The following is a 24,175-nucleotide window of genomic DNA, read 5'->3' on the forward strand; positions in this document are numbered from 1 at the left end:
GCCCAGGATCCTTCGCAATCCGCATCGTCGGCCACCGAACCGGCGTGCATGGTTGGAGCTATTGGGATTGTGGCCCACGTCGCGCCCGAGCGCCGGGGCAAGCCCTTCCTGATCCTGACAGTTGCCCGTGCGGTGCCGAACCTCGAGGCCAAGGGCTTCGCCCGCGTCGATTGCGCCGCGACCGACTTTGCCCGGGCCGACGCGCGCAAAAGCTGGCGTAGCCAAATCTGCAGTCAGGCGAGCGAGGGCGGCCGGGCGGACCAGGACCGGCTCGAGCAAACCTATGGTGAGCGGCCTGCGGTGCTCTGCGCGATGGCGGAAGCGGTCGAGGGGCCGTGGAACGGAAGGGACCGGGGGTGATAGTCTCGCGCAATCTGACCGTTCGGCTGGCATTACTTGCCACTCCGGCCTTCGCCTGGCCGCTGGCTGCAGTAGCGCAGGTCGCGCCGACCGAGGTCAACGAAAAGGCGGTCGATGAATTCGGGCTCGACCGAAAGACGGGCCGGTTCGTGTGGTCGAGCGGCGAGATAATCGGGATTGGCGGTGCATCCGCCCGGCTCGAAATCTCGGTGTCGGGAGTACATTCGCCTCCGCATGCCGAGTCATTCATGCCGGTACAGGGTTATCCAGTGAGCCTCGACGGACCGACTTTGACGGTTGCGCCGTATCACGTCGAGATCCCGCGGTTTCCCGCCGAAACCGATCCCAACCGGCACAATGTCACAGTGGACTACTGGGGCGGTTCGCAGACCTTTGAGTGCGGTTCCGCAGCCTGCATCCCGCAATACTTTTTCCTGTACAATACCTTGCAACCGCAGGGCACCGGCTATCTGTTCACCGACGGCCATGGAGTCCAAATCGCCTTCGATAGTATGAAGGCCACGATCAATTATCCTGATGGTCGGGTGGAAGAGCATCACTGGACCGGCACCAGAAGGAACAGCTTCGGATTCCTGTTGAAGGCCACCGGCGGTGTGGTCAAAGCGGTCAATCAGGCTGTCGATTTTTGCGATCCAGCCGGAACTTCAGCCTGTTCTACGACTGCACCGACCCGCAGTGCTTCCTTGCCCACTGCATTCACCAATCCGCTCAACATCACGGATGCGGCAGGTGGTGTCACCAAGTTGCGATGGGTCGAGAAGGTCGCCAAGGAAAGCAGGCCACCGATCGGCGACAATGGCACTGTCGCGGGCAGCCTCCGGAACCTCTCGGCGCGCTACCTTCTAGGAGTTAGATTCCCAGGAAGCGCGACCGAAGATCTGACCATCACATATAATTCGATCGATCCGCTCAAGGATGTCCATGACGATATCCGGGTTGCATCCATCACCCGAAGCGGGGTCACAGTAAACTATGAGAATTCGGTCTATTGGCCGTTTGGAATGGCCACGGAATTCATCCAGCCACCTTCGGAAGGTGCCGGTGAAGGGCTGACCGGCAACTCGGCCGTCGACTTCTTGATGGCGGTAACGAGGGGTTCGAATTTCAATGCTTCCAATTCGGGAGCCAATCCGGACTGTTTTATCGGGGATTTCGATGCCGAAGGGCATGGTACGACCTATGCGGCATGTTCGGGAGGCAGTTGGCAAGAGGTTGGTGGGTGGGACTACTACGAACCCGCGCTTGGTGGCTCTGCCTGGTCAGAACCCTCTTGGCCCGTACTGCCTGAAGCGCCCCCGGATCCTCAGAATCCGGGAATGAACAGCGCAGTTGGTTCCCAAATCTATGAGTTGAACATTTCCAGCCGGATCAACGGCGAGCTTGTGTCCGAATCGCTTACATTGAAGCCCTACGCTAACAGAGACATGGCACGTCGGCAGATCATCTTCGTGAAGGATGGTCTGGGGCGCAAGACAACGTTCCTGTACAATGGTCAGGATGAAATCGCGGGGGCGATTTTCCCCGAAGGGAACGACATCCAGACACTCTTCGATGGTCGCGGCAATGTTCTCGGCACGAAATCGTCTCCCAAGCCCAATTCGTCCGAAGGCGTGATCCAGACATCGTTCGACTACATTGCGGACTGCACGAATGTCCCGTTGCCCCGCTGCAACAAGCCGCTCACGGCAACCGATGCCAACGGCAATGTTACCGAATACACCTACAATGACCGCGGCCAGGTGCTGACCGAGACCAGGCCAGCCCCGGCCCCGGGTGCCGCGCGCCCGAGGGTGACCAACAGCTACACCTTGCGCACCGCCTACATCAAGAATTCGGGAGGCGGCGCGGTTGCTGCCGGTCCGCCGATCTCGCTGCTGACCCGCACGTCATCCTGCCGCACGCTGGCGAGCTGCGCGGGCACGACCGACGAAGTCGTCACCGAATACGACTACGGCCCCACCACCGGGCTCAACAATTTGCTGCTGCGGGGCATCGCGGTGACCGCCGAGAACGATCAGGGGCAGATGGAAACGCTGCGCACCTGCTTCCGGTACAATTACTTCGGCGAGAAGATCGCCGAGACCCAGCCCCAGGCCGGGATGGCGAGCTGCCCATGAGCCGGGCGCACACCATGGGCTGGAATCGCCGGCTCGCCCCGCTCGTCGCCCCTCTGGTCGCGCTGTGCCTTGCCGTGCTCGTCTCGGGACTGTTCGCGGGCGCTGCCAGCGCGCAGTCGGCGGCCTCGCCCTACACCTCGGCGGTGCGCTACGATGCAGCGGGCCGCGTCACCGGCACCGTCGCGCCAGACCCTGATGGAACCGGCCCGCTCAAGCACGCCGCCTCACGAACCACTTATAACAGCAAGGGGCAGGTCACAAAGGTCGAGACCGGCGAACTCGCCAGCTGGCAAAGCGAGAGCGTCCTGCCGGCGGGCTGGACCGGCTTTACCGTGCTCTCGCGGATGGAGACCGTCTATGACATCCATCGCCGCAAGGTGCAGGAGATCGCTAAAGGCAGCAACAGCGTCGCGATCGGCCTGACCCAGTACAGCTACGACAACCGGGGCCGTCTCGAATGCACCGCCGTGCGCATGAACCCGGCGACTTATGGAGCGCTGCCCGCCAGCGCCTGCACGCCGGGCCCGGAAGGTACGCAAGGACCCGACCGGATCACCCGCACGGTTTACGATGCGGCGGGCCAGGTGGTGCAGATCCGCAAGGCGGTCGGCACGCCGATCGAGATCGCCGACGTCACCTACAGCCATACGCCCAACGGCCAGATCGAACATGTGATCGACGCCAATGGCAACCGGGCGAAGCTCGAGTACGACGGGCACGACCGGCAAACGAAATGGATCTTCCCGGCGAAGTCCCGCCCTGCGACCTTCGACGCGGCAACACCGGCGACGGCGCTGGCAACCGCAGGCAGCATCAACACTGCCGACTACGAGCAGTACAGCTACGACGCGAACGGCAACCGGTTGACGCTCAGGAAGCGCGACGGGTCGGTGATCACCTACCAGTATGACGCGCTCGACAGGGTGATCCGCAAGACCGTACCCGAGCGCGACGGGCTCGCCGCCATCCACACCCGCGACGTGTTCTACACCTACGACCTGCGCGATCTTCAGACCTCGATCCGGTTCGACAGCGCGAACGGCCAGGGATCGCTCAGCGCGTGGGACGGGTTCGGGCGGCAGAAGAGCGCGACCGATACGCTCGACGGGGCGAGCCGAACGCTGGCCTACCGCTATGACAAGAACGGCAACCGCACCCGCATCACCCATCCCGACGCCAAGTACTGGCAGCTCGCCTACGACGGGCTGAACCGCGCGGTCCAGCTGTCGGACAACAGCGCCACCATCGGCCTGATGAGCTACAACAGCCGCGGCCTGCCCGCGCAGCGGCAGTACCCCTACTCCAGCTTCAACACGGTCTCTACGCCCAGCTACGACGCGGCGGGGCGCACCGCCTCGCTGGCGCACGACCTGCGCAATACGGCGGGCGATGTCACCTACGGCTACAGCTATATCCCCTCGGGCCAGCTCGGCTCGGTGTCGCGCAGCAATGACGCCTACGCCTACACCGGCTCGGACGACATCACCCGCAGCTACCTCACCAACGGCCTCAACCAGTATGAGAACGATGGCGGGGTGGGGTTCTGCTACGACCCCAACGGCAACCTCACCGCCGACGGGCAGTATGTCTATCTCTACGACGTCGAGAACCGGCTGGTCGAAATGCGGGTGCAGGGCAGCGGAAATACCAATTGCGCCGCACTGAGCTACGCCGGGGACAAGCGGGCGGAGCTGCGATACGATCCGCTCGGCCGGCTCTACCGGGTGGAGAACTTCATCACCAGCGGGGGGACCAACTACTCGAACGCCTTCACCCGCTTCCTCTACGATGGCGACGCGATGGTGGCGGAGTACGATGTGAATGGCATCATGCTGCGGCGCTACATCCATGGCACCAATGCCGACGCCGACGATCCGCTGATCTGGTACGAGGGCAGCGGCGTAATCCCCGGCGCGCGGCGGTTCCTGCTGGCGAACCACCAGGGCTCGATCGTCGCGGTGACCGATCACACCGGTACGCTGCTGGCGGCGAACAGCTACGACGAGTACGGCATGCAGGGCTGCGGCGCCTGCAACGACATCCCGACCCGCGGGCGGTTCCGCTACACCGGGCAGGCGTGGCTGGCAGAACTGGGGCTCTACTACTACAAGGCCCGCATCTACTCGCCGAGGCTCGGGCGGTTCCTGCAGGTCGACCCCATAGGCTACGAGGACCAGTTCAACCTCTACGCCTATGTCGGGAACGATCCGGTCAATGCGGTCGATCCGACGGGGATGTATGAATGCAAAACTAAGGGTGACTGTGCTGCTGCAGCGGAAGCGGTCAAGCAGATCGGGGAAGCGCGAGATTCCTATCGCTCGGCAGCCGACAACAAGCAGTTGAGCGAGAAATCTAGGCTCGCAGCAGGAAAAGCCGCCGATACGATAGACGGCGTACTCGCAGATATTGGTACAAAGAACGACAACAACGGCCTAACGATTGCGACTGCAGACCTACCAGGCCGGGCTGGCGGCGATTATGATAAGAAAACTAGAACGATTAGATTGGATACCGATTACGCCGCTCGAAGTGGAGAGCCATTGGAGCTCGGCGCTGTGCTAGCGCATGAAGTCCAACATGATCGGCAACGAAACGATGGCTTGGGTCGGTTGGAGGGCGAAGTTCGTCCTTACCTGATGCAGTTCTTAGTGGGGATTGCGGGGCCCGGACCATACAAAGGCTACTCCTCTGCGGCTGACTATACTCGCGCACACCTGAATGAGGTTTGTGGATTGCACGCTCGGCACTGTGCAGGGCCTGTTGGTCGAGCGATGGCACGGGAAGGAAGGAGGGGATTTTGAAAATTCCATTTGTACTTCTGTTAGCCGCTGCAACGCTTTGTGCATGTACAGATGAAGCGGTGCAAGTTGAGACGACTTTGGAGTATGTCGGCAATCCAAAGTGCTGGGGTGGCAGTACGAAGGTTCGCAATGGATACCTAATTCTTTTGTATCAGAAGGATGAGCCCTACGTTTACATTCTATCGAAAAATTGTATCGTTAAACGCTATGCCGGACAGGGGAGCGCAATCGAGCATATAGGTGTTCTCGAAATTAACGGATCAAGTAAAGCCGTTGATGATCAATTAGGAATTGATCGCCCTTTAGGAGCAAATTATATAACCTCCCGAAAATTTCCATCACTAAATACACCTGTCTACGAGGTTCAGTTTGCCTTGGAAGAAAGAGAGAATAACGGCTTTAGGTACTTTAGGCTTTCGGAGTTGAAAAAGCTTGATCGACCACCAGGCAAGTTCGAGGATTTGCTCGCCCAGTGAAACTGCGAAACGAGACGAAAGAATTTGATTCCGTTGCAGGTTGATGACGTTTACCAGCGAGCGTCGGCTGTTCAATTTTGAGGTGCTCAAGCGTAGGCAAGTGCCTTCTTGGAAAAGCTCGCCTTTATAACCGGATCGCCGCTCGCATTTTGGGACGCCAAGGCGCACACGGTACGCAGCCGGAGCCGCTAGAAGATGTCGGTATTCTGCCAAAAACTGGGTGTGTCCTTTTCTGTGCCAGTCGTGACCCGGTAGCAAATCTGCAGCACCGGAGTGGTCCGGTGGCGCTTAGAGCCGTTGTGCTTTCCGAAATGCAGAACACCGACGGGGTCAGCCGCACGGTCAGCTCGCTCTATGATCTGGATGGCAATCGTACGCAGATTACGCATCCCGACGGTGCCTATTGGCAAATGGACTATGACGGGCTCAACCGCGCGACCGCGATGCGCGAATGGGCCACGCCTATCGGCGCGATGGAATATACCAATCGCGGCCAGGTGAAGTAACGCGACTGGCTCTATTACAGCCTCAAAACCACCACAACGCCGACCTACGATCCGGTGAGCCGCACCGCCTCGCTGGCGCACGACCTGCGCAATACGGCGGGCGATGTCACCTACGGCTACAGCTATATCCCCTCGGGCCAGCTCGGCTCGGTGTCGCGCAGCAATGACGCCTACGCCTACACCGGCTCGGACGACATCACCCGCAGCTACCTCACCAACGGCCTCAACCAGTATGAGAACGATGGCGAGGTGGGGTTCTGCTACGACCCCAACGGCAACCTCACCGCCGACGGGCAGTATGTCTATCTGTATGACCTCGAGAACCGGCTGGTCGAGATGCGGGTGCAGGGCAGCGGCAATGCCAATTGCGCCGCACTGAGCTACGCCGGGGACAAGCGGGCGGAGCTGCGATACGATCCGCTCGGCCGGCTCTACCGGGTCGAGAACTTCATCACCAGCGGCGGGACCAACTACTCCAACGCCTTCACCCGCTTCCTCTACGACGGCGATGCGATGGTGGCGGAGTACGACGTCAACGGCACCATGCTGCGGCGCTACATCCACGGCACCAACGCCGACGCGGACGATCCGCTGATCTGGTACGAGGGCAGCGGGGTGATCCCCGGCGCGCGGCGGTTCCTGCTGGCGAACCACCAGGGCTCGATCGTCGCGGTGACCGATCACACCGGCACGCTGCTGGCAGCGAACAGCTACGACGAATACGGCATGCAGGGCTGCGGCGCCTGCAACGACATCCCGACCCGCGGCCGGTTCCGCTACACCGGCCAGGCGTGGCTGGCGGAGCTGGGGCTCTACTACTACAAGGCCCGCGTCTACTCGCCGAGGCTGGGCCGGTTCCTGCAGGTCGACCCGATCGGCTACGAGGACCAGTTCAACCTCTACGCCTATGTCGGAAACGATCCGGTCAACGGGGTCGATCCGACGGGGAAACGAGCGCGGACGGGGGCCGTTGCGGTTGCAGAGGCATGTGTTGCTAGCCGTTGGGGAGCATTGGCGTGCGCAGCAGGCGTTGCCGTGGTTGGCGGTGCAGCCGCGACGGTGAGTCGACAAAATGCTGTAACAGCAAACAGGCCAAGGCTTGTGTCGACACCTTTGCCTCCGCGAGAGAAAAGAAGCCAAGCCGCAAGGGAAACAGCGCGGGAGGAAAGCAGTGAGAACAAGCCGAACGAGGTTGTCTTTCACCGACTACAGTCTGCTGCTGATTCAGCTATCATGGCTTCGTCAGGCATGTTGGCTGGAAAGGCGCCACGTGGTAGCAACATTCCGACAGCACAAGCTTATGTTGGCCCCCTTCCTCCCAACGCGAGGGGAATTGAGTTTACTACAGTAGTGCCTCCTGCTGCGGGCACTCCTCCACATGAAGCAAGATGGAGGCTCGGGCAACCGGGAGTGTCGGAAATGGAGATACAAGGAGAGGAATACGCTGTTATCCCAATTAAAGTTGTGCGAATTGGAGTAAAGGTTGATTAATCATAATGTTATAAGATAGCGCCCTAACAGAATGCCTCTCATGGTATTTTTATCAATCACTACATATCCTTGCTTATTCATGTTAAATAAATAGTTAATATTATGATAAAGTTCAAAATATATGGAATGCATCCCTGATCTCTGGGAAAGATTGACCGGAATCGCAAGAGGTATATATATGCATCGTGAATGGCCAATGGGGGTTGAGGATCAGGCAGCTCTAATTGATATCGAAAGAGACAGAGTTGAAGAAATTTGCCAATCAAAATTGATATTTGATAGAGATGATTTCGACGATATTATATATGGGATAGTTGAAGATTTCGAAATTCCGGCTGTCCTTTATCAACGCCCGAATTCATCTTACTCTGGGTTTTGTCTGGTATTTGACTCGCAGGGGGGTGGCGATATTAAAGGTCTCACTGACAAATTTTTGAAGCTTTATAAGATACCAAGAGACTTAGTGAGTTGGGAACCTTAAAGATGAGCATTTAAAAGACTATTGCTCGGCGCAGAGGGTCCTGTCCAAGCAAACGCACCCGCTGGCGTGGGTGCCGCAATCAGTTAGGGGCAGGAAATTGCAGGGACAGTATACTCAATTAGCCGTCAGCTCTGTTGCTCCTGCTGATGTGCGCAGATGAGGTGACGGACCGCTTGGTCACCTCCGGTTCAACCTGTGCAACCTCACCGCCGACGGGCAATATGTCTATCTCGTAGCCTGTGCTGAACTTGTTTCAGTAATGTCGAGAACCGGCTGGTCGAGATGCGGGTGCAGGGCAGCGGCAACGCCAACTGCACGGCGCTGAGCTACGCCGGGGACAAGCGGTGGGCGAACAAATTCCCTGTTACTGGGAATTGAATTCCCTGCTATTGAATGCGGAAATTTCCTCCTGAATTGCACAAAAGCCTCTGAACTATCCTGTTAAATATGCGTAAGGAGCCGAGGCAAGGGGCCTGAAAAATGCGATTTCCCCTGTAAATTCCCTGTTAAACAGGGAAAACAGGGAAAACAGAGAAGAGAGCGGTTCACTCCTGACTGCGTCATCCGCCACCCGGCTCATTCCCGCGCATTGAGTTGCACAAGTGCGCATCCGCATGATCGCCTTGCCGCTCCTTTGCTCCGATTCACAACCGTCCGCAGGAAAGCCCTGCCAATCGGCGGAGAGTTGCATTAGAGCGGCCACCAATTTCCAAGCCGGGCGCGGTCCGGCATCGCGAAACGGGTTTTATGATCGATACGATATCTTGCGCCAAGGCGCTGGGGACGCTCGCCATCGGCGTGCTCGCTCTTGCCTCCCCTCCCGTCTCGGCTCAGGATGACCTGCCGGGCGAACCGGAAACGCGCCCGATTATCGTAACCGGTACCGGGCTCGAAGAGACCCCTGCAAGCCCGGCCTACGACACGCAGGTGATCGAGCGTGAACAGCTGCTCGCGACGGGATCGGGCCGGATCGAGGATGCGCTCTCCTCCGTCGCGGGGTTTCAGCAGTTTCGCCGGTCGGACAGCCGCTCGGCCAATCCTTCGGCGCAAGGGGCAACGCTGCGCGCGCTCGGCGGCAATGCGACCAGCCGCGCGCTGGTGCTGCTCGACGGGGTGCCGATGAGCGATCCGTTCTTCGGCTATATCCCGTTCAGTGCCATCGCGCCCGAACGGCTGGCGGAAGCGCGGGTGACGCGCGGCGGCGGCTCGGGGCCGTTCGGCGCGGGCGCGCTGGCGGGCACGATCGAGCTGACCAGCGCCGATGCCGATACCCTTGGCACCTTCAGCGGTGAAGCGCTGGTCGACAACCGGGGCGAGACGGCGATCGGCGGCACGCTCGCCAGCAAGCTGGGGAGCGGGTTCGGGACCATCTCGGGCCGGTGGGACCGGGGCAGGGGCTTCGACACCACGCCGCTGGCCGAGCGGGTTCCGGCCACCGCGCGCGCCGCCTACGAGAGCTGGTCGGTGCAGCTGCGCGGGGTCGCACCGCTCAGCGATACGGTGGAGCTGCAAGCACGCGGCCTGGCGTTCGACGACCGGCGCACTCTGCGGTTCGACGGCGCGGACTCGACCAGCGAAGGGCAGGATGCCAGCCTGCGCATCGTCGGGCGCGGAGAATGGCAGTTCGATGCGTTGGGGTACGTTCAGGCACGCAAGTTTACCAATTTGGTTATCAGTTCGACCCGCTTCGTCCCCGTGCTCGACCAGCGCAACACGCCATCGACCGGGCTCGGCGGAAAGTTCGAACTGCGTCCGCCGACCGGCGCGAACAACGTGCTGCGGCTGGGCGTGGACTACCGCAAGTCGGATGGCGAGCTGTTCGAAACCGCGCTCAGCGCGTTCACCGGGGCTGTCACCGCACGGCGCAATGCGGGCGGGGCCAACACCGACCTCGGGCTGTTTGCGGAGAACGACCTAACACTGGGCGCGCTCACGGTGACGGCGGGAGTGCGCGCCGATCGCTACTCGATTGCCGACGGATTCTTCATCGAACGCAGCGGCAGCGGAGCGGTGATTGCCGAGGACCGCTTCGCCGATCGCGCGGGCTGGGTGGCATCGCTGCGCGGCGGAGCGCTGCTGCGCCTCGGCGACGGATTGCGGCTGCGTGCAGCGGGATACAGCGGGCTACGCCTGCCGACCCTCAACGAGCTGTATCGCCCTTTCGTGGTCTTCCCGGTCACCACCCAGGCCAATCCCGCGCTCGAAAACGAGCGACTGGAGGGATTCGAGGCGGGCATCGATTTCGCCCCGGACGAGGCGGTCGACCTGTCGCTCACGGTGTTCGACAACAGGGTGAAGAATGCGATCGCCAATGTCACCGTCGGTACCAATCTGCGCCAGCGGCAGAACATCCATGCGATCGGTGCGCGCGGGATCGAGGCGAGCCTGGGGCTGGCGCTGGGTCCGGTACGGTTCGACGGATCGCTCGCCTATACCGATGCCGAAGCGCGCGGGGCCGGCTTCGCAGCGGCGCTCGACGGAAACCGTCCCGCGCAAACGCCGCGCTGGGCGGGCAGCGCGACGGTGAGCTATCGGACCGACGACGGTATAGTTCTCGCAGCGACGCTGCGCCATATCGGCGCACAGTTCGAGGACGATCTCGAGACCGATGTCCTGCCTGCGGCCACCACCATCGACGCCTATGTCGAGCTACCGCTCTCGGGCCCGTTCGCGCTGGTCTTGCGCGGCGAGAATCTGGCGGACGAGACCATCGTCACCCGCAACCAGGGCGGATCGATCGACCTGGGCATGCCGCGCACGGTCTGGGCCGGGGTCAAAATCCAGCTTTGAACGCCTCAGCGATAATCGCGCGGTTTGAGGTCGTGGCGCGCAAGCTTGTCATAAAGCGTCTTGCGCGGGACGCTGAGCTTCGCGGCGACTGCGTCGACATTGCCCTTCGCCCTGCGCAAGGCTTCGTCGAGCACCGTCCGTTCGAATTCCGCAACGATATCCGACAGGGCTCCGCTGCCCGCGCTGCGCGGGTTGCCTGAGGTCAGCTCGGACAGCCCGAGCGCAAAGGCACGCGCGAAGGCGCGCAATTCGCGCAGGTTCCCCGGCCAGTCGTGCGACATGACATGCTGCCACACGGCTTCGCCGATGTCGGGTGCGCGCGAGCCAATTTTGCGCTCCTCATCGATCACGAAATGCCTGAACAACTCGGGAATATCCTCGCGGCGAGCCGACAACCGGGGCAGTACAATGCGCACCGCTCCCATCCGGTGATCGAGGCCGAAGCCCGTGCCGCTCGAAGTCGCCAGGATGGTCAGGTCGAGCTTGCGCGGGCGCTCGGCACCCTGCGGGTGGATGGTCCGGTTCTCGAGCAAGGACAGAAGCCGCGCTTCTATCGGTCCCGGCACCCCGGTCAGATCGTCGAGCAGCAGCGTGCCGCCGTTCGCGCGTTCGATCATGCCGGTGCGTGACAGCCCGGCGGAAGGATCGCGGCCGAACAGCAGGAGCTCGGCATCCTGATGCGCGATCATGGCGCGATCGATTGTGACGAAAGGTCGCCGGGCGCGGGGACCGGTCTCGTGCAGCAACCGCGCCACGAAGCTCTTCCCCGTCCCCTCGGCCCCTTCGACCAGCGCATCGACATTCGAACCGGCGACAGCGGCAATGACACTGCGCAAGGTCTCGGCGGCTTGCGAGGAGCCGATAATCCGGCTCTCGCTGCGGGCATTGAGAGCGCTGCGTAACCGGCGGTTTTCGATCACCAGCGTGCGCTTCTCCGCTGCGGCGGCAACCGCGCGCAGCAGCTGGTCGGTCGCATAGGGCTTGGTGAAGAAGTCCGCCGCTCCCTTTTTGAGCATTTCCACCGCCATCGGCACATCGCCGTGACCGGTGGTGAAGATGACCGGCAATTTGGCATCGATCTGCTGCAACCGCTCGAAGAAGGCGATCCCGTCGAGCCCGGGCAGACGGACATCGCTGACGACCACTCCGGGAAAATCCGCATCGAGAGCCGACAGGGCATCGCGCGCATCGCCAAAAAGCATCGCATCATAGCCTTCGAGCCGCATCGCTTGCAGCACCGCCTGGCCGAGCGCTTCGTCGTCTTCGACCAGCACGACTTGCACATTCGTCATGCCAGCGGCACCGCCATGACGAAGCAGGCACCGCCTCCATCGGCGCGTGCGAGGACAAGGTCACCGCCAAGACTGCGCATGATGTCCTGCGAGATGACGAGCCCGAGCCCGAGCCCATCCTCCTTGGTGGTGGCGAAAGGCTGGAACAGCGAGTCGCGCTGCTCCGCGTCGAGACCAGGCCCATTGTCGCGCACCGAGAGCAGGCATTTCTCGCCGTCGCGTGTGATCGACAGCACGATCCTGCCATCGCCGCCCACCGCATCGAGCGCATTTTGCAGCAGGTTGACCAGCACCTGCTCCAGACCGACGTGCTCACCGCGGACGCGGATCGCAAGATCTTCGCCCGGTGGCAGGACGACGCCCGCACCCGATTGCGCGATCCTGTCGCCGAGCAGCAGCATGGCCCCCTCGACCACTTCGCGCAGCGCCACATCGCGCGGTTGCGCGGTGCCCCGGCGGCTGAACCTTCGCAGCTCGTCGGTGATCTTGCCGATCCGGTCGGTCAGCGAGACGATGGTACCGAAATTCTCTTTCGCCGTCGCGGCGTCACCGGCCGAAAGCAGCTTGCCTCCGTTCTCTGCAAGTACCCGCATTGCCGCCACCGGCTGGCGAATCTCGTGCCCAACCCCTGCGGTAACCTGGCCCAGCGTGGCGAGCCGGTTCGCCTGCTGCAACTGGTCGCGCAGTTTGGCTGTGCGTTCGGCCACCTCTGCCTCGGCCCTCGCCTCGCGCCGGCGCTGGCCGAGGAACAGGGCGGCTCCAGCCAGGGCGACGGCGACCAGCCCAAGCAGCAGCACCAGTTGCGCATTGGCGCGCGCGGCCGCAACGCGGGGCGATGGATCGGCCAGCAAATGAAGATCCCATCCGTTGGGAGCGATCGGCTGCTCGGTCTCGATCAAGGAGGTTCCAACCAGCGAGGAAGGCGAGGTGAGGTCCGGCATGGTCGGAAGGCTTGCCAGGCCGAATTGGCGCGCGTCGGCTGCCCGGTCGCGTTTGGCGGCGTTCTCGGGGCGCAGGGTGTTGAACCGCCATGCGGGGTTGCTGGTGACCAGCACCACCCCTTCGGCATCGGTCACGAAGACTCCCGAGGTCGCCTTGCGCCAGCTGGCTTCGAGAGCATCGAACTCGACCTTGACCGCAACGATCCCGAGTTTGCTTTCGCCATCGTCGACCCGCTGCGCAATATAGAGACCCGGCCGGCGGCTGACCGTGCCGAGCGCGAACTGGGTTGCGCTGCCGCTGTCCATCGCTTGGATGAAGTAGCGCCGGAAACCGTAGTTGGAATCGACGAAGCTGGTCGGCAGCCGCCAATTGCTCGCCGCCAGTGTGGTGCCCCGGGCATCGGTCAGATAGATCGCTGCCGCTCCGGTTTGTTGGGCGAGCTCTTCGAGCCGGCGGTTGAGCGTGGCCACATCGCCGCTGTCGCCCGAGACCAGTCCGCGCACCTGCGGATCCTCGGCCAGCACCAGTGGCACGAGCGAGAACTTCTCCAGCTCGCTTTGCAGACCCTCTGCAAGGATCGCGGCATCGGCTGCCGCAACCGACCGGGCTTCGTCCATGGCCGCGTTCCGCATCGCACGGTCGAGCGCGACATAGGCCAGCAGGGACAGGATGATTATGGCTCCGCCGACGATGGCTACCAGCGTCAGCCGGCTGCGCGGGATCGCCTCACTGTCGCTCCGCGTAGTCATGCACCCGTTGTGCGGAATTTCGCAATCCGGTCAACGAATTTGTGCGGAAAGTCGGACAAATTTGGCGTTGACCAAATCTACACCACTGAAAAAATGTCAGAACATTCTCTCGCTCAACAGATTTGGTCTACGCGCGCCCTGGTCTAGGATCGGCTACGGAACGCCGGCAGCGACCGGCATGGGAGGGGGAATTCGATGGCGACCGGACGCGCAGTCACGGCCGATCCGAAGAGCGACGGGCGCACACCGTTCTACCGCGTGCTGTATGTCCAGGTGCTGGCGGCGATCGTGGCGGGGGCGACACTCGGCCATTTCTTCCCCGACTTCGGCGCGAATCTCAAACCGCTCGGCGATGGCTTTGTTGCGCTTGTCAAAATGATCATCGCCCCGGTGATCTTCGTAACCGTCGCCACCGGTATCGCCGGCGTGAAGGATATGTCCGCCGTCGGCAGCGTGGCGTGGAAGGCTATGGCATACTTCCTGTTCTTTTCGACCCTGGCGCTGGTGATCGGCCTGGTCATCGCCAATGTCGTCCAGCCCGGTGCCGGTCTGAATATCGATCCGGAGACCCTCGATGCATCGGCGGTTGCGACCTACACCGAAACCGCCAAGGACCATACGCTGACCGGCTTCCTGCTTGGTATCATCCCGACAACCCTGTTCAGCGCCGTGACCAGCGGCTCGATCCTGCAGGTGCTGCTGGTCGCCATTCTTTCCGGCGTGGCGATCGCTGCCACCCGCCCGCGTAGCGATCTGGTGTTCGATGTGCTTGCCTCGTTCAGCGAGGTGATCTTCAAGCTGGTGCATATGCTGATGAAGCTGGCGCCGATCGGGGCCTTCGGCGCGATCGCTTTTACCATCGGCGAATTCGGGATCGGTTCGCTGGCCAATCTGGCGGCGCTCATCGCCACCTTCTACCTCACATCTTTGCTCTTCGTGCTCGGTGTGCTCGGGATCGTCGCATGGCTCTCCGGCTTCTCGATCTTCGCGCTGATCAAGTATCTGAAGGAAGAACTGCTGCTGGTCCTCGGCACGTCGTCGTCCGAAGCCGCGCTGCCGAGCCTGATGGAGAAAATGGAGATCGCCGGCTGCCGCAAGACGGTGGTCGGGCTGGTCGTGCCGACCGGCTACTCTTTCAATCTCGACGGCACCAATATCTACATGACGCTTGCCGCGCTGTTCATCGCGCAGGCGGTCGGGGTCGAACTGAGCTGGGGCGAGCAGCTGATGCTGGTGCTGGTGGCGATGGTAAGCTCCAAAGGTGCGGCCGGGGTGACCGGCTCGGGCTTCGTGATCCTCGCCGCCACGCTCTCGGTCGTGCCTTCGGTGCCGGTTGCGGGCATGGCGCTGATCCTCGGGATCGACCGGTTCATGAGCGAATGCCGCGCGCTGACCAATTTCATTGGTAACGCGGTTGCCACCATCGTCGTCGCCAAGTGGGAGCGGGCGCTCGATACCGATCGCCTCGCTGCCGCGATGGCAGGGCAGGCGATGCCGCTACCCGAAGAAGATATCGAACGGCACGAGCGTTCGGGTCCGCACAGCGAAGCGCTGGCACAAGCCTTGGGAGACGCCCGATGATAACGCGGCGCTCCCTGATCGGCTCGGCTGCTGCCGTCGGCTCCGCTGCCCTACTCTTGCCCGGTGCCGCCCTGGCATCCGAGGCATGGAGCGAGGAGATTGCCCTGTGGCCCGGAAGGCCGCCGGGCCAGGGTGGACCGACCGGTCCGGAAAAGATCGGCGAGGAGGGTGCGGGCTTCGGTGCGGTGTCGAATATCTCGACGCCGCGGATGCGCGTCTATCGACCTTCCGAGCCCAATGGTCGCGCGGTGCTGGTCGCGGGCGGCGGGGGCTATTTCCGTATCCAGCTGTGGAAGGAATCGACCCCGATCGCGCTCTGGCTGCAGGCGCGCGGCTACACGGTATTCGAATTGATCTACCGCCTTCCGAATGACGGGTGGGATTCGAGCGCACCCTTTGCCGATGCACAGCGCGCGATGAAGATTATCCGCACCCGTGCCGCCGAGTTTTCGCTCCGGACCGACCGGATCGGGATCATGGGCTTTTCCGCCGGGGGGCACCTTGCCGGCTTCACCGCGCTCCAGCCCGCGCGCGAACTCTATGCCGGAGCCGACCGCTACGAAGCGGCGAGCGCGCGGCCGGACTTCTCGGTCCTGCTGTTCCCGGTGGTGTCGCTGCGCAAGCAGTACGACACCACCCGCACAAGGCGCGAAATCATCGGGACCAAGCCGAGCAGCGCCGCCGAGGAGGAGTGGTCGCTCGACACCTACGCTGCGAAGGATGCGCCGCCGACGATCATCTTCGCATCGGCAGACGATCTCACCACACCGCCGGGGCATGGGATTTCGCTATTCCAGTCTCTGCACGCCAAGGGCGCGGCGGCGGAACTGCATATCTTCGAAGATGGCGGGCACGGCTGGGGCCTCGGCAAGGAGGACCAGATCCTCAGCCATTGGCCGGCCATGTTCGAAAACTGGATAACCAAACGAAAATTCGACTGATGGGATGAGGGAAGGAAATACACCATGCGCATGAACACTATCGGCCGACTGGTCCTGCTGAGCAGCTGCAGCCTGATCGCCGCGACGAGCGCCGCACAGGCGCAAGAGATTGCCGACCCGGCGCAGCCCGTCGCCAACCCGGACGAGGAAATCCTCGTCGTCGGGTCGCAGATCCAGGGCGCACAGATCAACGACGTGCTGCCGGTCACGGTAGTCGACGAGCAGCAGATCGAGAACACCGGCGCTGCATCGGGCGACGAACTGTTCCGTTCGATCCCGCAAGTGGGCACCGTCGCCTTCAATGAGCAGAACGCCACCACCTCCAACAACGTGCGCGGCGATGTCGGATCGGTCAATCTGCGCGACCTCGGCACCGGCAACACGCTGCTGCTGCTCAACGGGCGGCGGATGAACCTCCACCCCGGCTTCCAGACCGAATTGCTGGTCCCGGTTGTCAGCGCCGACACCAACGAGATCGCTCCCGGCAGCGTCCGGCGGGTCGAGGTCCTGCGTGACGGGGCTTCGGCGATCTACGGCGCGGATGCGGTTGCGGGTGTCATCAACACCGTGCTCAAGGGCGGAATGAACGGCGGCTTCCTGGAGGCCGATTACCGCGATTCCGACGGGACTGGCCTCTACAACTATACGATCAGCGGCGGGTTCGGGTTCGACTTCGGCGGCGGGCGCGGCAACTTGACGGTCTATGGCGGCTATTTCCATGAGAACGGCTTGCTGGCATCGGCGCGCCCCTATTCCGCCGACGACAACAAGCTTCCTCTGGTAGTCGGCACCGACTTCGAAGACGATGCCTCGTTCAACAACCGCAACACCTTCGGGCCGTTCGGCCAATTCGACATCCAGGCAGCATCCAATCGCACCCCGATCGGGGATGACGATTTCTACCTTCAGCCGAGCTCGTTTCCCGGCTGTGATATGGATTTCGGCAACGGATTGTGCGCCAACGCCGGGACCACTCCGACCACGGCGGTCCGCTACAACACCATTTTCGGCAACAAGTTGATCAGCGAGAAGGATCGCTACAACGCGATGGCGCTGCTCAGCTACGAGCTGAGCGACAGCGTCGAGGCCTATTTCGAAGGCAGCTACTACCGCTCGGAGAACGCCCGCAACAACGATGCCTCGGCGATCCTCAGCGCGGTGCCAGTGGGAATTTCGCGCAACGCCTACTGGAACCCGTTCGGGCCGGTTACCTTCCCCAACGGCACGCCCAATCCCAACCGTCTGCCGGGAACCACCATTCCCTCGGGCGGCGCGGATATCATCATGGAGCGGTACCGCTTCGTCGATGCCGGCAATCGCGGGGTCTTCGTTGACAAGGATTCCTATCGCATGGTCGCCGGGCTGCGCGGCAACTTCGGCGCGTGGGAATTCGACACCGGCTTCGTCTATTCCGAAGCGCGGGTGACCGACAAGGAAACCAACCGCGTTTCGCTGACCCTGCTTCAGCAGTCGATCAACAAGTCGACGCCCGATGCCTACAACCCGTTCAACGGCGGCTGCGTCACCGGCGATCCGGGCCAGGGGGATTGCACCCCCAACCCGGACTCTGTGATCGATGACTTCCGCATCGATGTCTTCCGTAAGGGCGGCACCAGCCTCGCCTTGGCCGATTTCAAGATCAGCCGCGACGATTTGCTCAGCCTGCCCGGCGGCAATCTGGGTATCGCAGGCGGGATCGAATGGCGGCGCGAGACCTTCTTCGATGATCGCGATCCGCGGCTCGACGGCACCATCACCTGGACCGACAGCGTGATCGCTGGCGTGACCAACGGATCGGATGTTGCAGGCACCAGCCCGTCGCCCGACACCAATGGCAGCCGTGTGGTCTTCTCCGCCTTTGCCGAATTGTTCGTTCCGGTGGTTAGCCCCGAATTGGACATTCCGCTGGTGGAGGAATTCAACGTCCAGCTGGCGGGTAGGGTCGAGCGATTCGAAGACATCGACCAGACCGCCGTCGTCCCGCGCGTCGCGGCATCGTGGACCACCTTCCCCGGCGTGACCTTCCGCGGCGCATGGTCGCAAGGGTTCCGCGCCCCCAACCTGGTGCAGGTCAACGATGCGGGTACGACGCGGTCCAACACCCGCGACGACTTCGTGACCTGTCAGGCGCGGGTCGAGAAGGGGACTTTGTCGGGCCTCGATAACTGCCCGGGTGAAGGTGTGATCAGCTTCCGTTCGGGGTCCGACCAACTGGAACCCGAAGACAGCACCAGCATTAATCTCGGCATTGTGCTCGAACCGGGCTTCATTCCGGGTTTGACCCTGACGGCAGACTACTGGCGCGTGAAGCAAACCGGGCTGGTCGGCACCTTCGGCGACGATAATGCGATCGCGCTCGACCTGCTGCGCCGCCTCAATGGCAGCACCAACCCGGCCGTCATCCGCGCCGCGCCGACGGCCGACGATATCGCGCTGTTCACCGGCACCAGCCTCGCCCCCGCAGGCGAGATTCTGCAGGTGCTCGATCCCTACATCAACCTCGACAGCCGCGTGTCGAAGGGGTGGGACTTCGGGCTGAACTACCGCGTACCCGATTTCGGGCTCGGCAAATTCCGCCTGCGGCTCAATGCGGCGCGGCTCAAGAGCTTCGTCCAGTCGGCCGGGCCGGAGAGCGACGAACTGCTGACCGGGATCGCCGACGGCACGCTGCCGGAAGACGTCAACATCGACGGGCTGGGCGAGCTGCTCGAAATCGAAGGCCGGCCGAAGTGGCGCCTGAGCGGTTCGGTCAACTGGGAAAGCGGCCCCGTCGAGATCGGGCTCTATGGCCAGTATGTCGGCGCGGTGTGGGACACCAGCGTGGTGCGCGACGTGCTGCTGGTGTCGGACGATCCCAACGCCAATTTCTACCGCGTCGACGATCAGTTCGTGACCAATGTCTCGCTCGCCTACAATTTCGACAACGGCGGCCCGCTCGACGGCACGCGCATCCGGCTTGCGGTCAACAATCTGTTCGACAAGGATCCGCCGCTGGCCGACGAGACCTACGGCTACTTCAGTGAGCTGCATTCGCCGCGCGGGCGCGTCTTCCATGTCGAACTGCGCAAGAAGTTCTGACATAGCGGGCGGATGAAGAACCTGACGCGCTATGGGCTGATAGCCGTCGCGCTGGCGGCAGGGGCGGGAGTGCGGGCGGAAACGCCCGCCCCCTTGCCCCCGTCGCCAGAGACGGCTTGCACGACTGCCAGCGCAGAGATTGCGTTCGACTTCGAAGGGGCCTCACAATCGCGCTGCGTGATCGAGGGGGATCGCGAGTTCTCGATCCTCGTTGCGCCCGAGCACGCGCCGCCGATCAATCCCAGCCCATGGTACGCGTTCCGTTACGCTTCCCAGCCGGGGGCGGACCTCACGGTCCATGTCCGCTATCTCGAAGCGAAGCATCGCTATCCGCCCAAATGGCGCGGACGGGGCGATGCCGGATCGCTTGCTGCCGCCGTCGCGGAAGACGGCAAATCGGTCACCATCACGCTTCCGGCAGGCAACGGGATCGTCAGCAGCCAGGAAATCTTTGACGGCACGCGCCATGCCCGCTTGCTCGACGAGCTGGCGGCAAAGGAGGGTGTCGAGCGATTGAGCTTGGGAGCCTCGCACGATGGCCGCCCGATCGAAGCGCTGCGTATCGGTAGGCCCGATGCGCCGCGGCTGGTGATCCTTCTCGGACGTGCGCATCCGCCCGAAGTCAGCGGTGCGGTTGCGATGGAAGCTTTCCTCCGCCGGATCGCCTCCGAAGCCGGAAGTCTGGGAGACACCCAGGTGATCGCCATCCCGCTGCTCAACCCCGACGGGGTCGCGCGCGGCCACTGGCGCGCCAATCGTGGAGGGCTGGACCTCAACCGCGACTGGGGGGAGTTCACCCAGCCCGAAACGCGCGCGGTGGGCGATTGGCTTGCCGCGCTCCCGCCGACCATCCGCCCCGTTGCTATGGTCGATTTTCACTCGACCGAGCGCAACCTGTTCTACGTCCAGGGCGAGAAGGAGACCGATCGAGCGCAGGAACGCTTCCTCGCCGAATGGCTCGGCGGGCAGGAGCAGGCGATCGAGGGCTACCCCTTCACCATCGAGCGGCGCAATGCCAACCCTGGCTCGGGCACGTCGAAGAACTGGTTCAATGTGACCTATGGCATTCCGGCCTATACCTACGAGGTTGGCGACGAGACCGACCGTTCGGCAATCGCGCGGGCAGCGAGTGTGCTCGCCGAGCGGTTCCTAACGGCGATTGCGGAACCGGATAGGGTGCCTTCTTCGCCCGAATAGCCTGCGTCCCGGCATTGGCAACAGCGCCTCGCCGCACTAAGGGCCGGTTGATGGACGCAACCCTTTCCGAACGCAGCAGCAACTTTTGCCAGGCCTGCGCGATCCGCAATCGCGCGATCTGCGCCGATCTCGCGAATGACGAGATCGACCTGCTCAACGCGATCGGCAGGCGGCGCAAGCTGGAAGCAGGCGAGCAGATCCTGTGGGAAGGCGACGATGCGGTGCTGGTCGCCAATGTCATCGAAGGGGTGATGAAGCTCTCGACCCAGACGAGCGATGGCAAGGAACAGATCCTTGGTCTCGCATATCCGTCGGATTTCCTCGGCCGACCGTTCGGGCAGACCACGCCTTACGGGGTCGAGGCGCTGACCGATGCCCATGTCTGCGTGTTCCAGCGCAGCGATTTCGACCGCTTCGCGCGCGAGCATCCGCGGCTGGAGCACAAGCTGCTCGAGCGAACACTGATGGAACTCGACCGCACCCGCCGCTGGATGCTGCTGCTGGGCCGAATGAACGCGGAACAGAAGCTCGCCAGCTTCCTGCTCGAGACCGCCGACCGAATGGCCCCGGCCGATTGCAGCTTTCTCGGCGATGACGTGCCGATTACCTTCACCCTGCCGCTCGCGCGCCAGCAGATCGCCGATGTGCTGGGGCTGACCATCGAAACGGTCAGCCGCCAGTTCACCCGAATGAAGAAGGAAGGGCTGATCGACCTTCCCTCGCGGCGCGAGGTCACCCTGCTGGATCGCGGCGCGCTCGAGGATCGCGCCGTCTAGAAGCGATACGATAGACCCGCGCTGAGCACCCAGGGGTCGAGCTTGTGCTCGGTCTGGATCGCCAGCGTATTGCCCGCATACCAGCGCGCCGTGGTGTCGACGAAATAGCGCTTGGCATCGAAACTGACGCCCAGACCCTTGTCGTTGACCGGAATATCGACGCCGGCTTGCAGCACGAAACCGAACTCGTCCGACAGGTCGGTGTCGGTCACCCCCAGCGGGATGGTCGCCGCGCCCGGCTTGTCGCTGATCCACAGGAAATAGGTCGCGCCTGCGCCGACGTAGGGTTTGATGGCGCCTGCATCGAAGTGATACTTCGCGGTAAAGGTTGCCGGAATGAGCCTGGCGTTCGACACCAGCTCTGCGCCAGCCAGTCCGGCGGTCGCGTCAACGTCATGCTGGGTCACGCAGCAGATCGTCTCGATCGAGAAATTGTCGGTGAAGAAATACTCGATCGCGATCGTGGGCACGACATTTTCGCTGGCTTCGGTTTGCGTGGTCGCCGGAATGCCTGCGACATTGACGTCGAGGCTGGTGATCTTGCCGTCGGGCAGCACGGCGGTGCCGAGCAGCTTGATCTGCAGCGGGCCGTCCGATTCGGCGGCCATCGCAGTTGCGGGAAGGGCGAAGCCCGACAGCAGGGTTGCTGCGAGGGCGATAGTCTTGGTCATTGTTCACTGTCCCGGCGCTGCAGTGACCGCCCTGTGCGGTCGAGGATTGTTGCAGCGCTCGTGGCGTCCAGTGGCGCGCGGAAGCCGGCGGTTCATTGATCCCGGTCAAACTTCCGGGCCTCGCTTGTCGTTGCTAACAAAAGAAAGTTTCACAGCCGCCCGCAATTTGCGCTGGATCAAAGTCCGTTCGCCCTGCCGCCCCTAAGGGCCGGTCGGAGAAACGGAGAATCTGATGCAAGCTGAAGCTGCAATGGGCCGGGCAGGCCTGTGGTTCGGAGTGATGCTGCTGGCGCTCGCCGCAGCGGTGATGGCGCATGACACGGGCTTCGCTTTCCACGCCGGGCTGGTCGCATTCGTGGCCTTCTGCCTGATGTGGATGTCGGCCAGTCGGTTCGACCCGGCCGGCAAGGCGGAAGGCTTTTTCCGTATGCCCGAGGGGCCATCGAAATACGATGATGCGCCGGTGCGCTGGGGCGTCATCGCAACGCTGTTCTGGGGCACGGCAGGCTTCCTCGCCGGACTTTACATTGCCTTGCAGCTGGCGTTTCCGGTGCTCAATTTCGAGCCCTACCTCAACTTCGGCCGGTTGCGCCCGCTGCACACCAGCGCGGTGATCTTTGCCTTCGGGGGCAATGCGCTGATCGCGACCAGCTTCTACATCGTTCAGCGCACATGCCGCACGCAACTCGCTTTTCCTGGCCTCGCCCGGTTCGTGTTCTGGGGCTACCAGATGTTCATCGTTCTGGCGGCGAGCGGCTACCTCCTCGGTGTCACCCAGTCGAAGGAATATGCCGAACCCGAGTGGTATGTCGACCTGTGGTTGACCGCAGTCTGGCTCGCCTATCTCGCGGTGTTCGTCGGCACGATCGTCAAGCGGAAGGAGCCGCATATCTATGTGGCCAACTGGTTCTTCCTCGCCTTCATCGTCACCGTCGCGATGCTGCATGTGGTCAACAACCTGGCGATCCCGGTCAGTTTCCTCGGGTCGCGCAGCTACAGTGTGTTCGCCGGGGTGCAGGATGCGCTGACCCAGTGGTGGTACGGCCACAACGCGGTCGGCTTCTTCCTCACCGCCGGCTTCCTCGCGATGATGTATTACTTCGTGCCCAAGCAGGCCGAGCGGCCGGTCTACTCCTATCGCCTTTCCATCATCCACTTCTGGTCGCTGATCTTCCTCTACATCTGGGCGGGTCCGCACCACCTGCATTACACCGCGCTGCCCGACTGGGCACAGACACTGGGCATGGTGTTCTCGATCATGCTGTGGATGCCCAGCTGGGGCGGGATGATCAACGGGCTGATGACGCTCAACGGTGCGTGGGACAAGATCCGCACCGACCCGATCATCCGGATGATGGTGATGGCGCTGGCCTTCTATGGCATGAGCACCTTCGAAGGCCCGATGATGAGCATCAAGGCGGTCAACAGCCTGAGCCATTACACCGACTGGACCATCGGCCACGTCCATTCCGGCGCGCTGGGCTGGAACGGCATGATCACCTTCGCTTGCATCTACTACCTCGTCCCGCGGCTGTGGAAACGGACACGGATGTATTCGCTGCGGATGATCAACTGGCACTTCTGGCTCGCGACGCTGGGGATTGTTTTCTACGCCGCCAGCATGTGGGTGGCGGGGATCACCCAGGGCCTGATGTGGCGCGAGTACGGAGCCGACGGTTATCTGGTGAACAGCTTCGCCGACACCGTCGCTGCTTTGCACCCGATGTATGTGCTGCGCGCATTCGGCGGCGGGCTCTATCTCGCCGGTTTCGTGGTGATGCTGTGGAACGTGGCCCAGACGCTGGCCGGCAGGCTGCGCAGCGAAGCGCCGATGACCGAGACCCCCTACGACCCCGATGCCGACCGTCCGCTCCCCGCCGACGCCGTCCCAGCCGAATAGGAACC

At 62.6% G+C, this 24,175-nt stretch carries 17 protein-coding genes; 14 read left to right on the plus strand and 3 right to left on the minus strand.

The annotated features are described in order from the left end of the window. The first annotated feature begins 69 nt into the window (after positions 1 to 69). The 8 genes from NSO95_RS03695 to NSO95_RS03730 all read left to right on the plus strand — a co-directional run bounded on the left by NSO95_RS03695 (position 70) and on the right by NSO95_RS03730 (position 11,043). Positions 70 to 360 (plus strand): hypothetical protein, encoded by a 291-nt coding sequence (locus tag NSO95_RS03695; RefSeq protein WP_257594807.1) that lies wholly within the window; start codon positions 70 to 72, stop codon positions 358 to 360. Between the two features lie 269 nt (positions 361 to 629). Beyond that, positions 630 to 2,498, plus strand: a complete 1,869-nt coding sequence (locus NSO95_RS15325; protein WP_257594808.1) for a hypothetical protein — start codon at positions 630 to 632, stop codon at positions 2,496 to 2,498. Then, complete coding sequence (locus NSO95_RS03705; RefSeq protein ID WP_257594809.1) at positions 2,495 to 5,299, plus strand: RHS repeat domain-containing protein; 2,805 nt, start codon at positions 2,495 to 2,497, stop codon at positions 5,297 to 5,299. Before NSO95_RS15325 ends, NSO95_RS03705 begins: the two co-directional genes overlap by 4 nt. Then, positions 5,296 to 5,775, plus strand: coding sequence for a hypothetical protein (locus NSO95_RS03710; protein ID WP_257594810.1), 480 nt, complete (start codon positions 5,296 to 5,298; stop codon positions 5,773 to 5,775). The genes NSO95_RS03705 and NSO95_RS03710 overlap by 4 nt, the downstream gene beginning before the upstream one ends. Before the next feature lie 281 nt (positions 5,776 to 6,056). After that, positions 6,057 to 6,281, plus strand: a complete 225-nt coding sequence (locus NSO95_RS03715) for an RHS repeat domain-containing protein (RefSeq protein ID WP_257594811.1) — start codon at positions 6,057 to 6,059, stop codon at positions 6,279 to 6,281. Positions 6,282 to 6,335: 54 nt separating this feature from the next. Next, positions 6,336 to 7,772 carry an RHS repeat-associated core domain-containing protein gene (locus NSO95_RS03720; protein ID WP_257594812.1) on the plus strand — a complete coding sequence of 479 codons (1,437 nt, stop codon included), beginning with the start codon at positions 6,336 to 6,338 and terminating at the stop codon, positions 7,770 to 7,772. A 151-nt stretch (positions 7,773 to 7,923) separates the two neighbouring features. Continuing rightward, a complete protein-coding gene (locus NSO95_RS03725; protein ID WP_257594813.1) occupies positions 7,924 to 8,253 on the plus strand; it encodes a hypothetical protein in 330 nt (109 codons plus the stop codon). A gap of 747 nt (positions 8,254 to 9,000) precedes the next feature. After that, entirely contained in the window at positions 9,001 to 11,043 is a 2,043-nt protein-coding gene (locus NSO95_RS03730; RefSeq protein WP_257594814.1) for a TonB-dependent receptor, read from the plus strand. 5 nt (positions 11,044 to 11,048) lie between these two features. Here NSO95_RS03730 and NSO95_RS03735 read toward each other — a convergent pair whose 3' ends face one another. Continuing rightward, positions 11,049 to 12,335: a sigma-54-dependent transcriptional regulator gene (locus NSO95_RS03735; protein ID WP_257594815.1), complete on the minus strand. Its 1,287-nt coding sequence runs from the start codon at positions 12,333 to 12,335 to the stop codon at positions 11,049 to 11,051. Then, the gene (locus tag NSO95_RS03740) at positions 12,332 to 14,026 is read right to left on the minus strand and encodes a sensor histidine kinase (protein WP_257594816.1); all 1,695 of its coding nucleotides are present in this window, start codon (positions 14,024 to 14,026) and stop codon (positions 12,332 to 12,334) included. The genes NSO95_RS03735 and NSO95_RS03740 overlap by 4 nt, the downstream gene beginning before the upstream one ends. 195 nt (positions 14,027 to 14,221) lie before the next feature. Here NSO95_RS03740 and NSO95_RS03745 point away from each other — a divergent pair, with 195 nt between their 5' ends. From NSO95_RS03745 to NSO95_RS03765, 5 genes are read left to right on the plus strand one after another with little or no spacing between them, the layout of a single operon-like run. After that, positions 14,222 to 15,607, plus strand: a complete 1,386-nt coding sequence (locus NSO95_RS03745; protein ID WP_257594817.1) for a dicarboxylate/amino acid:cation symporter — start codon at positions 14,222 to 14,224, stop codon at positions 15,605 to 15,607. Beyond that, entirely contained in the window at positions 15,604 to 16,548 is a 945-nt protein-coding gene (locus NSO95_RS03750; RefSeq protein ID WP_257594818.1) for an alpha/beta hydrolase, read from the plus strand. The genes NSO95_RS03745 and NSO95_RS03750 overlap by 4 nt, the downstream gene beginning before the upstream one ends. Before the next feature lie 24 nt (positions 16,549 to 16,572). After that, on the plus strand, positions 16,573 to 19,626 hold the full coding sequence (locus tag NSO95_RS03755) for a TonB-dependent receptor domain-containing protein (RefSeq protein ID WP_257594819.1): 3,054 nt from the start codon (positions 16,573 to 16,575) through the stop codon (positions 19,624 to 19,626). 12 nt (positions 19,627 to 19,638) lie between these two features. Then, positions 19,639 to 20,823, plus strand: coding sequence for a M14 family metallopeptidase (locus tag NSO95_RS03760; protein ID WP_257594820.1), 1,185 nt, complete (start codon positions 19,639 to 19,641; stop codon positions 20,821 to 20,823). 50 nt (positions 20,824 to 20,873) lie between these two features. Next, on the plus strand, positions 20,874 to 21,599 hold the full coding sequence (locus tag NSO95_RS03765; RefSeq protein WP_257594821.1) for a Crp/Fnr family transcriptional regulator: 726 nt from the start codon (positions 20,874 to 20,876) through the stop codon (positions 21,597 to 21,599). Here NSO95_RS03765 and NSO95_RS03770 read toward each other — a convergent pair. Then, on the minus strand, positions 21,596 to 22,270 hold the full coding sequence (locus tag NSO95_RS03770; RefSeq protein WP_257594822.1) for an OmpW/AlkL family protein: 675 nt from the start codon (positions 22,268 to 22,270) through the stop codon (positions 21,596 to 21,598). The genes NSO95_RS03765 and NSO95_RS03770 overlap by 4 nt on opposite strands. A 232-nt stretch (positions 22,271 to 22,502) precedes the next feature. Here NSO95_RS03770 and ccoN point away from each other — a divergent pair, with 232 nt between their 5' ends. Further along, positions 22,503 to 24,170: a cytochrome-c oxidase, cbb3-type subunit I gene (gene ccoN / locus NSO95_RS03775; protein WP_257594823.1), complete on the plus strand. Its 1,668-nt coding sequence runs from the start codon at positions 22,503 to 22,505 to the stop codon at positions 24,168 to 24,170. The last annotated feature ends 5 nt before the right edge of the window (positions 24,171 to 24,175 follow it).

It is taken from the genome of Parerythrobacter lacustris, from assembly GCF_024626475.1.
In the GTDB taxonomy this organism is placed as follows: Bacteria; Pseudomonadota; Alphaproteobacteria; order Sphingomonadales; family Sphingomonadaceae; genus Parerythrobacter_A; species Parerythrobacter_A lacustris.

Excerpts from the sequence above, each read along its gene's own strand:
- NSO95_RS03705 (WP_257594809.1), top strand. The coding sequence starts at position 2,495 with ATGAGCCGGGCGCACACCATGGGCTGGAATCGCCGGCTCGCCCCGCTC.
- NSO95_RS03730 (WP_257594814.1), top strand. The coding sequence starts at position 9,001 with ATGATCGATACGATATCTTGCGCCAAGGCGCTGGGGACGCTCGCCATC.
- NSO95_RS03735 (WP_257594815.1), bottom strand. The coding sequence starts at position 12,335 with ATGACGAATGTGCAAGTCGTGCTGGTCGAAGACGACGAAGCGCTCGGC.
- NSO95_RS03740 (WP_257594816.1), bottom strand. The coding sequence starts at position 14,026 with ATGACTACGCGGAGCGACAGTGAGGCGATCCCGCGCAGCCGGCTGACG.
- NSO95_RS03745 (WP_257594817.1), top strand. The coding sequence starts at position 14,222 with ATGGCGACCGGACGCGCAGTCACGGCCGATCCGAAGAGCGACGGGCGC.
- NSO95_RS03750 (WP_257594818.1), top strand. The coding sequence starts at position 15,604 with ATGATAACGCGGCGCTCCCTGATCGGCTCGGCTGCTGCCGTCGGCTCC.
- NSO95_RS03755 (WP_257594819.1), top strand. The coding sequence starts at position 16,573 with ATGCGCATGAACACTATCGGCCGACTGGTCCTGCTGAGCAGCTGCAGC.
- NSO95_RS03760 (WP_257594820.1), top strand. The coding sequence starts at position 19,639 with ATGAAGAACCTGACGCGCTATGGGCTGATAGCCGTCGCGCTGGCGGCA.
- NSO95_RS03765 (WP_257594821.1), top strand. The coding sequence starts at position 20,874 with ATGGACGCAACCCTTTCCGAACGCAGCAGCAACTTTTGCCAGGCCTGC.
- NSO95_RS03770 (WP_257594822.1), bottom strand. The coding sequence starts at position 22,270 with ATGACCAAGACTATCGCCCTCGCAGCAACCCTGCTGTCGGGCTTCGCC.
- ccoN (WP_257594823.1), top strand. The coding sequence starts at position 22,503 with ATGCAAGCTGAAGCTGCAATGGGCCGGGCAGGCCTGTGGTTCGGAGTG.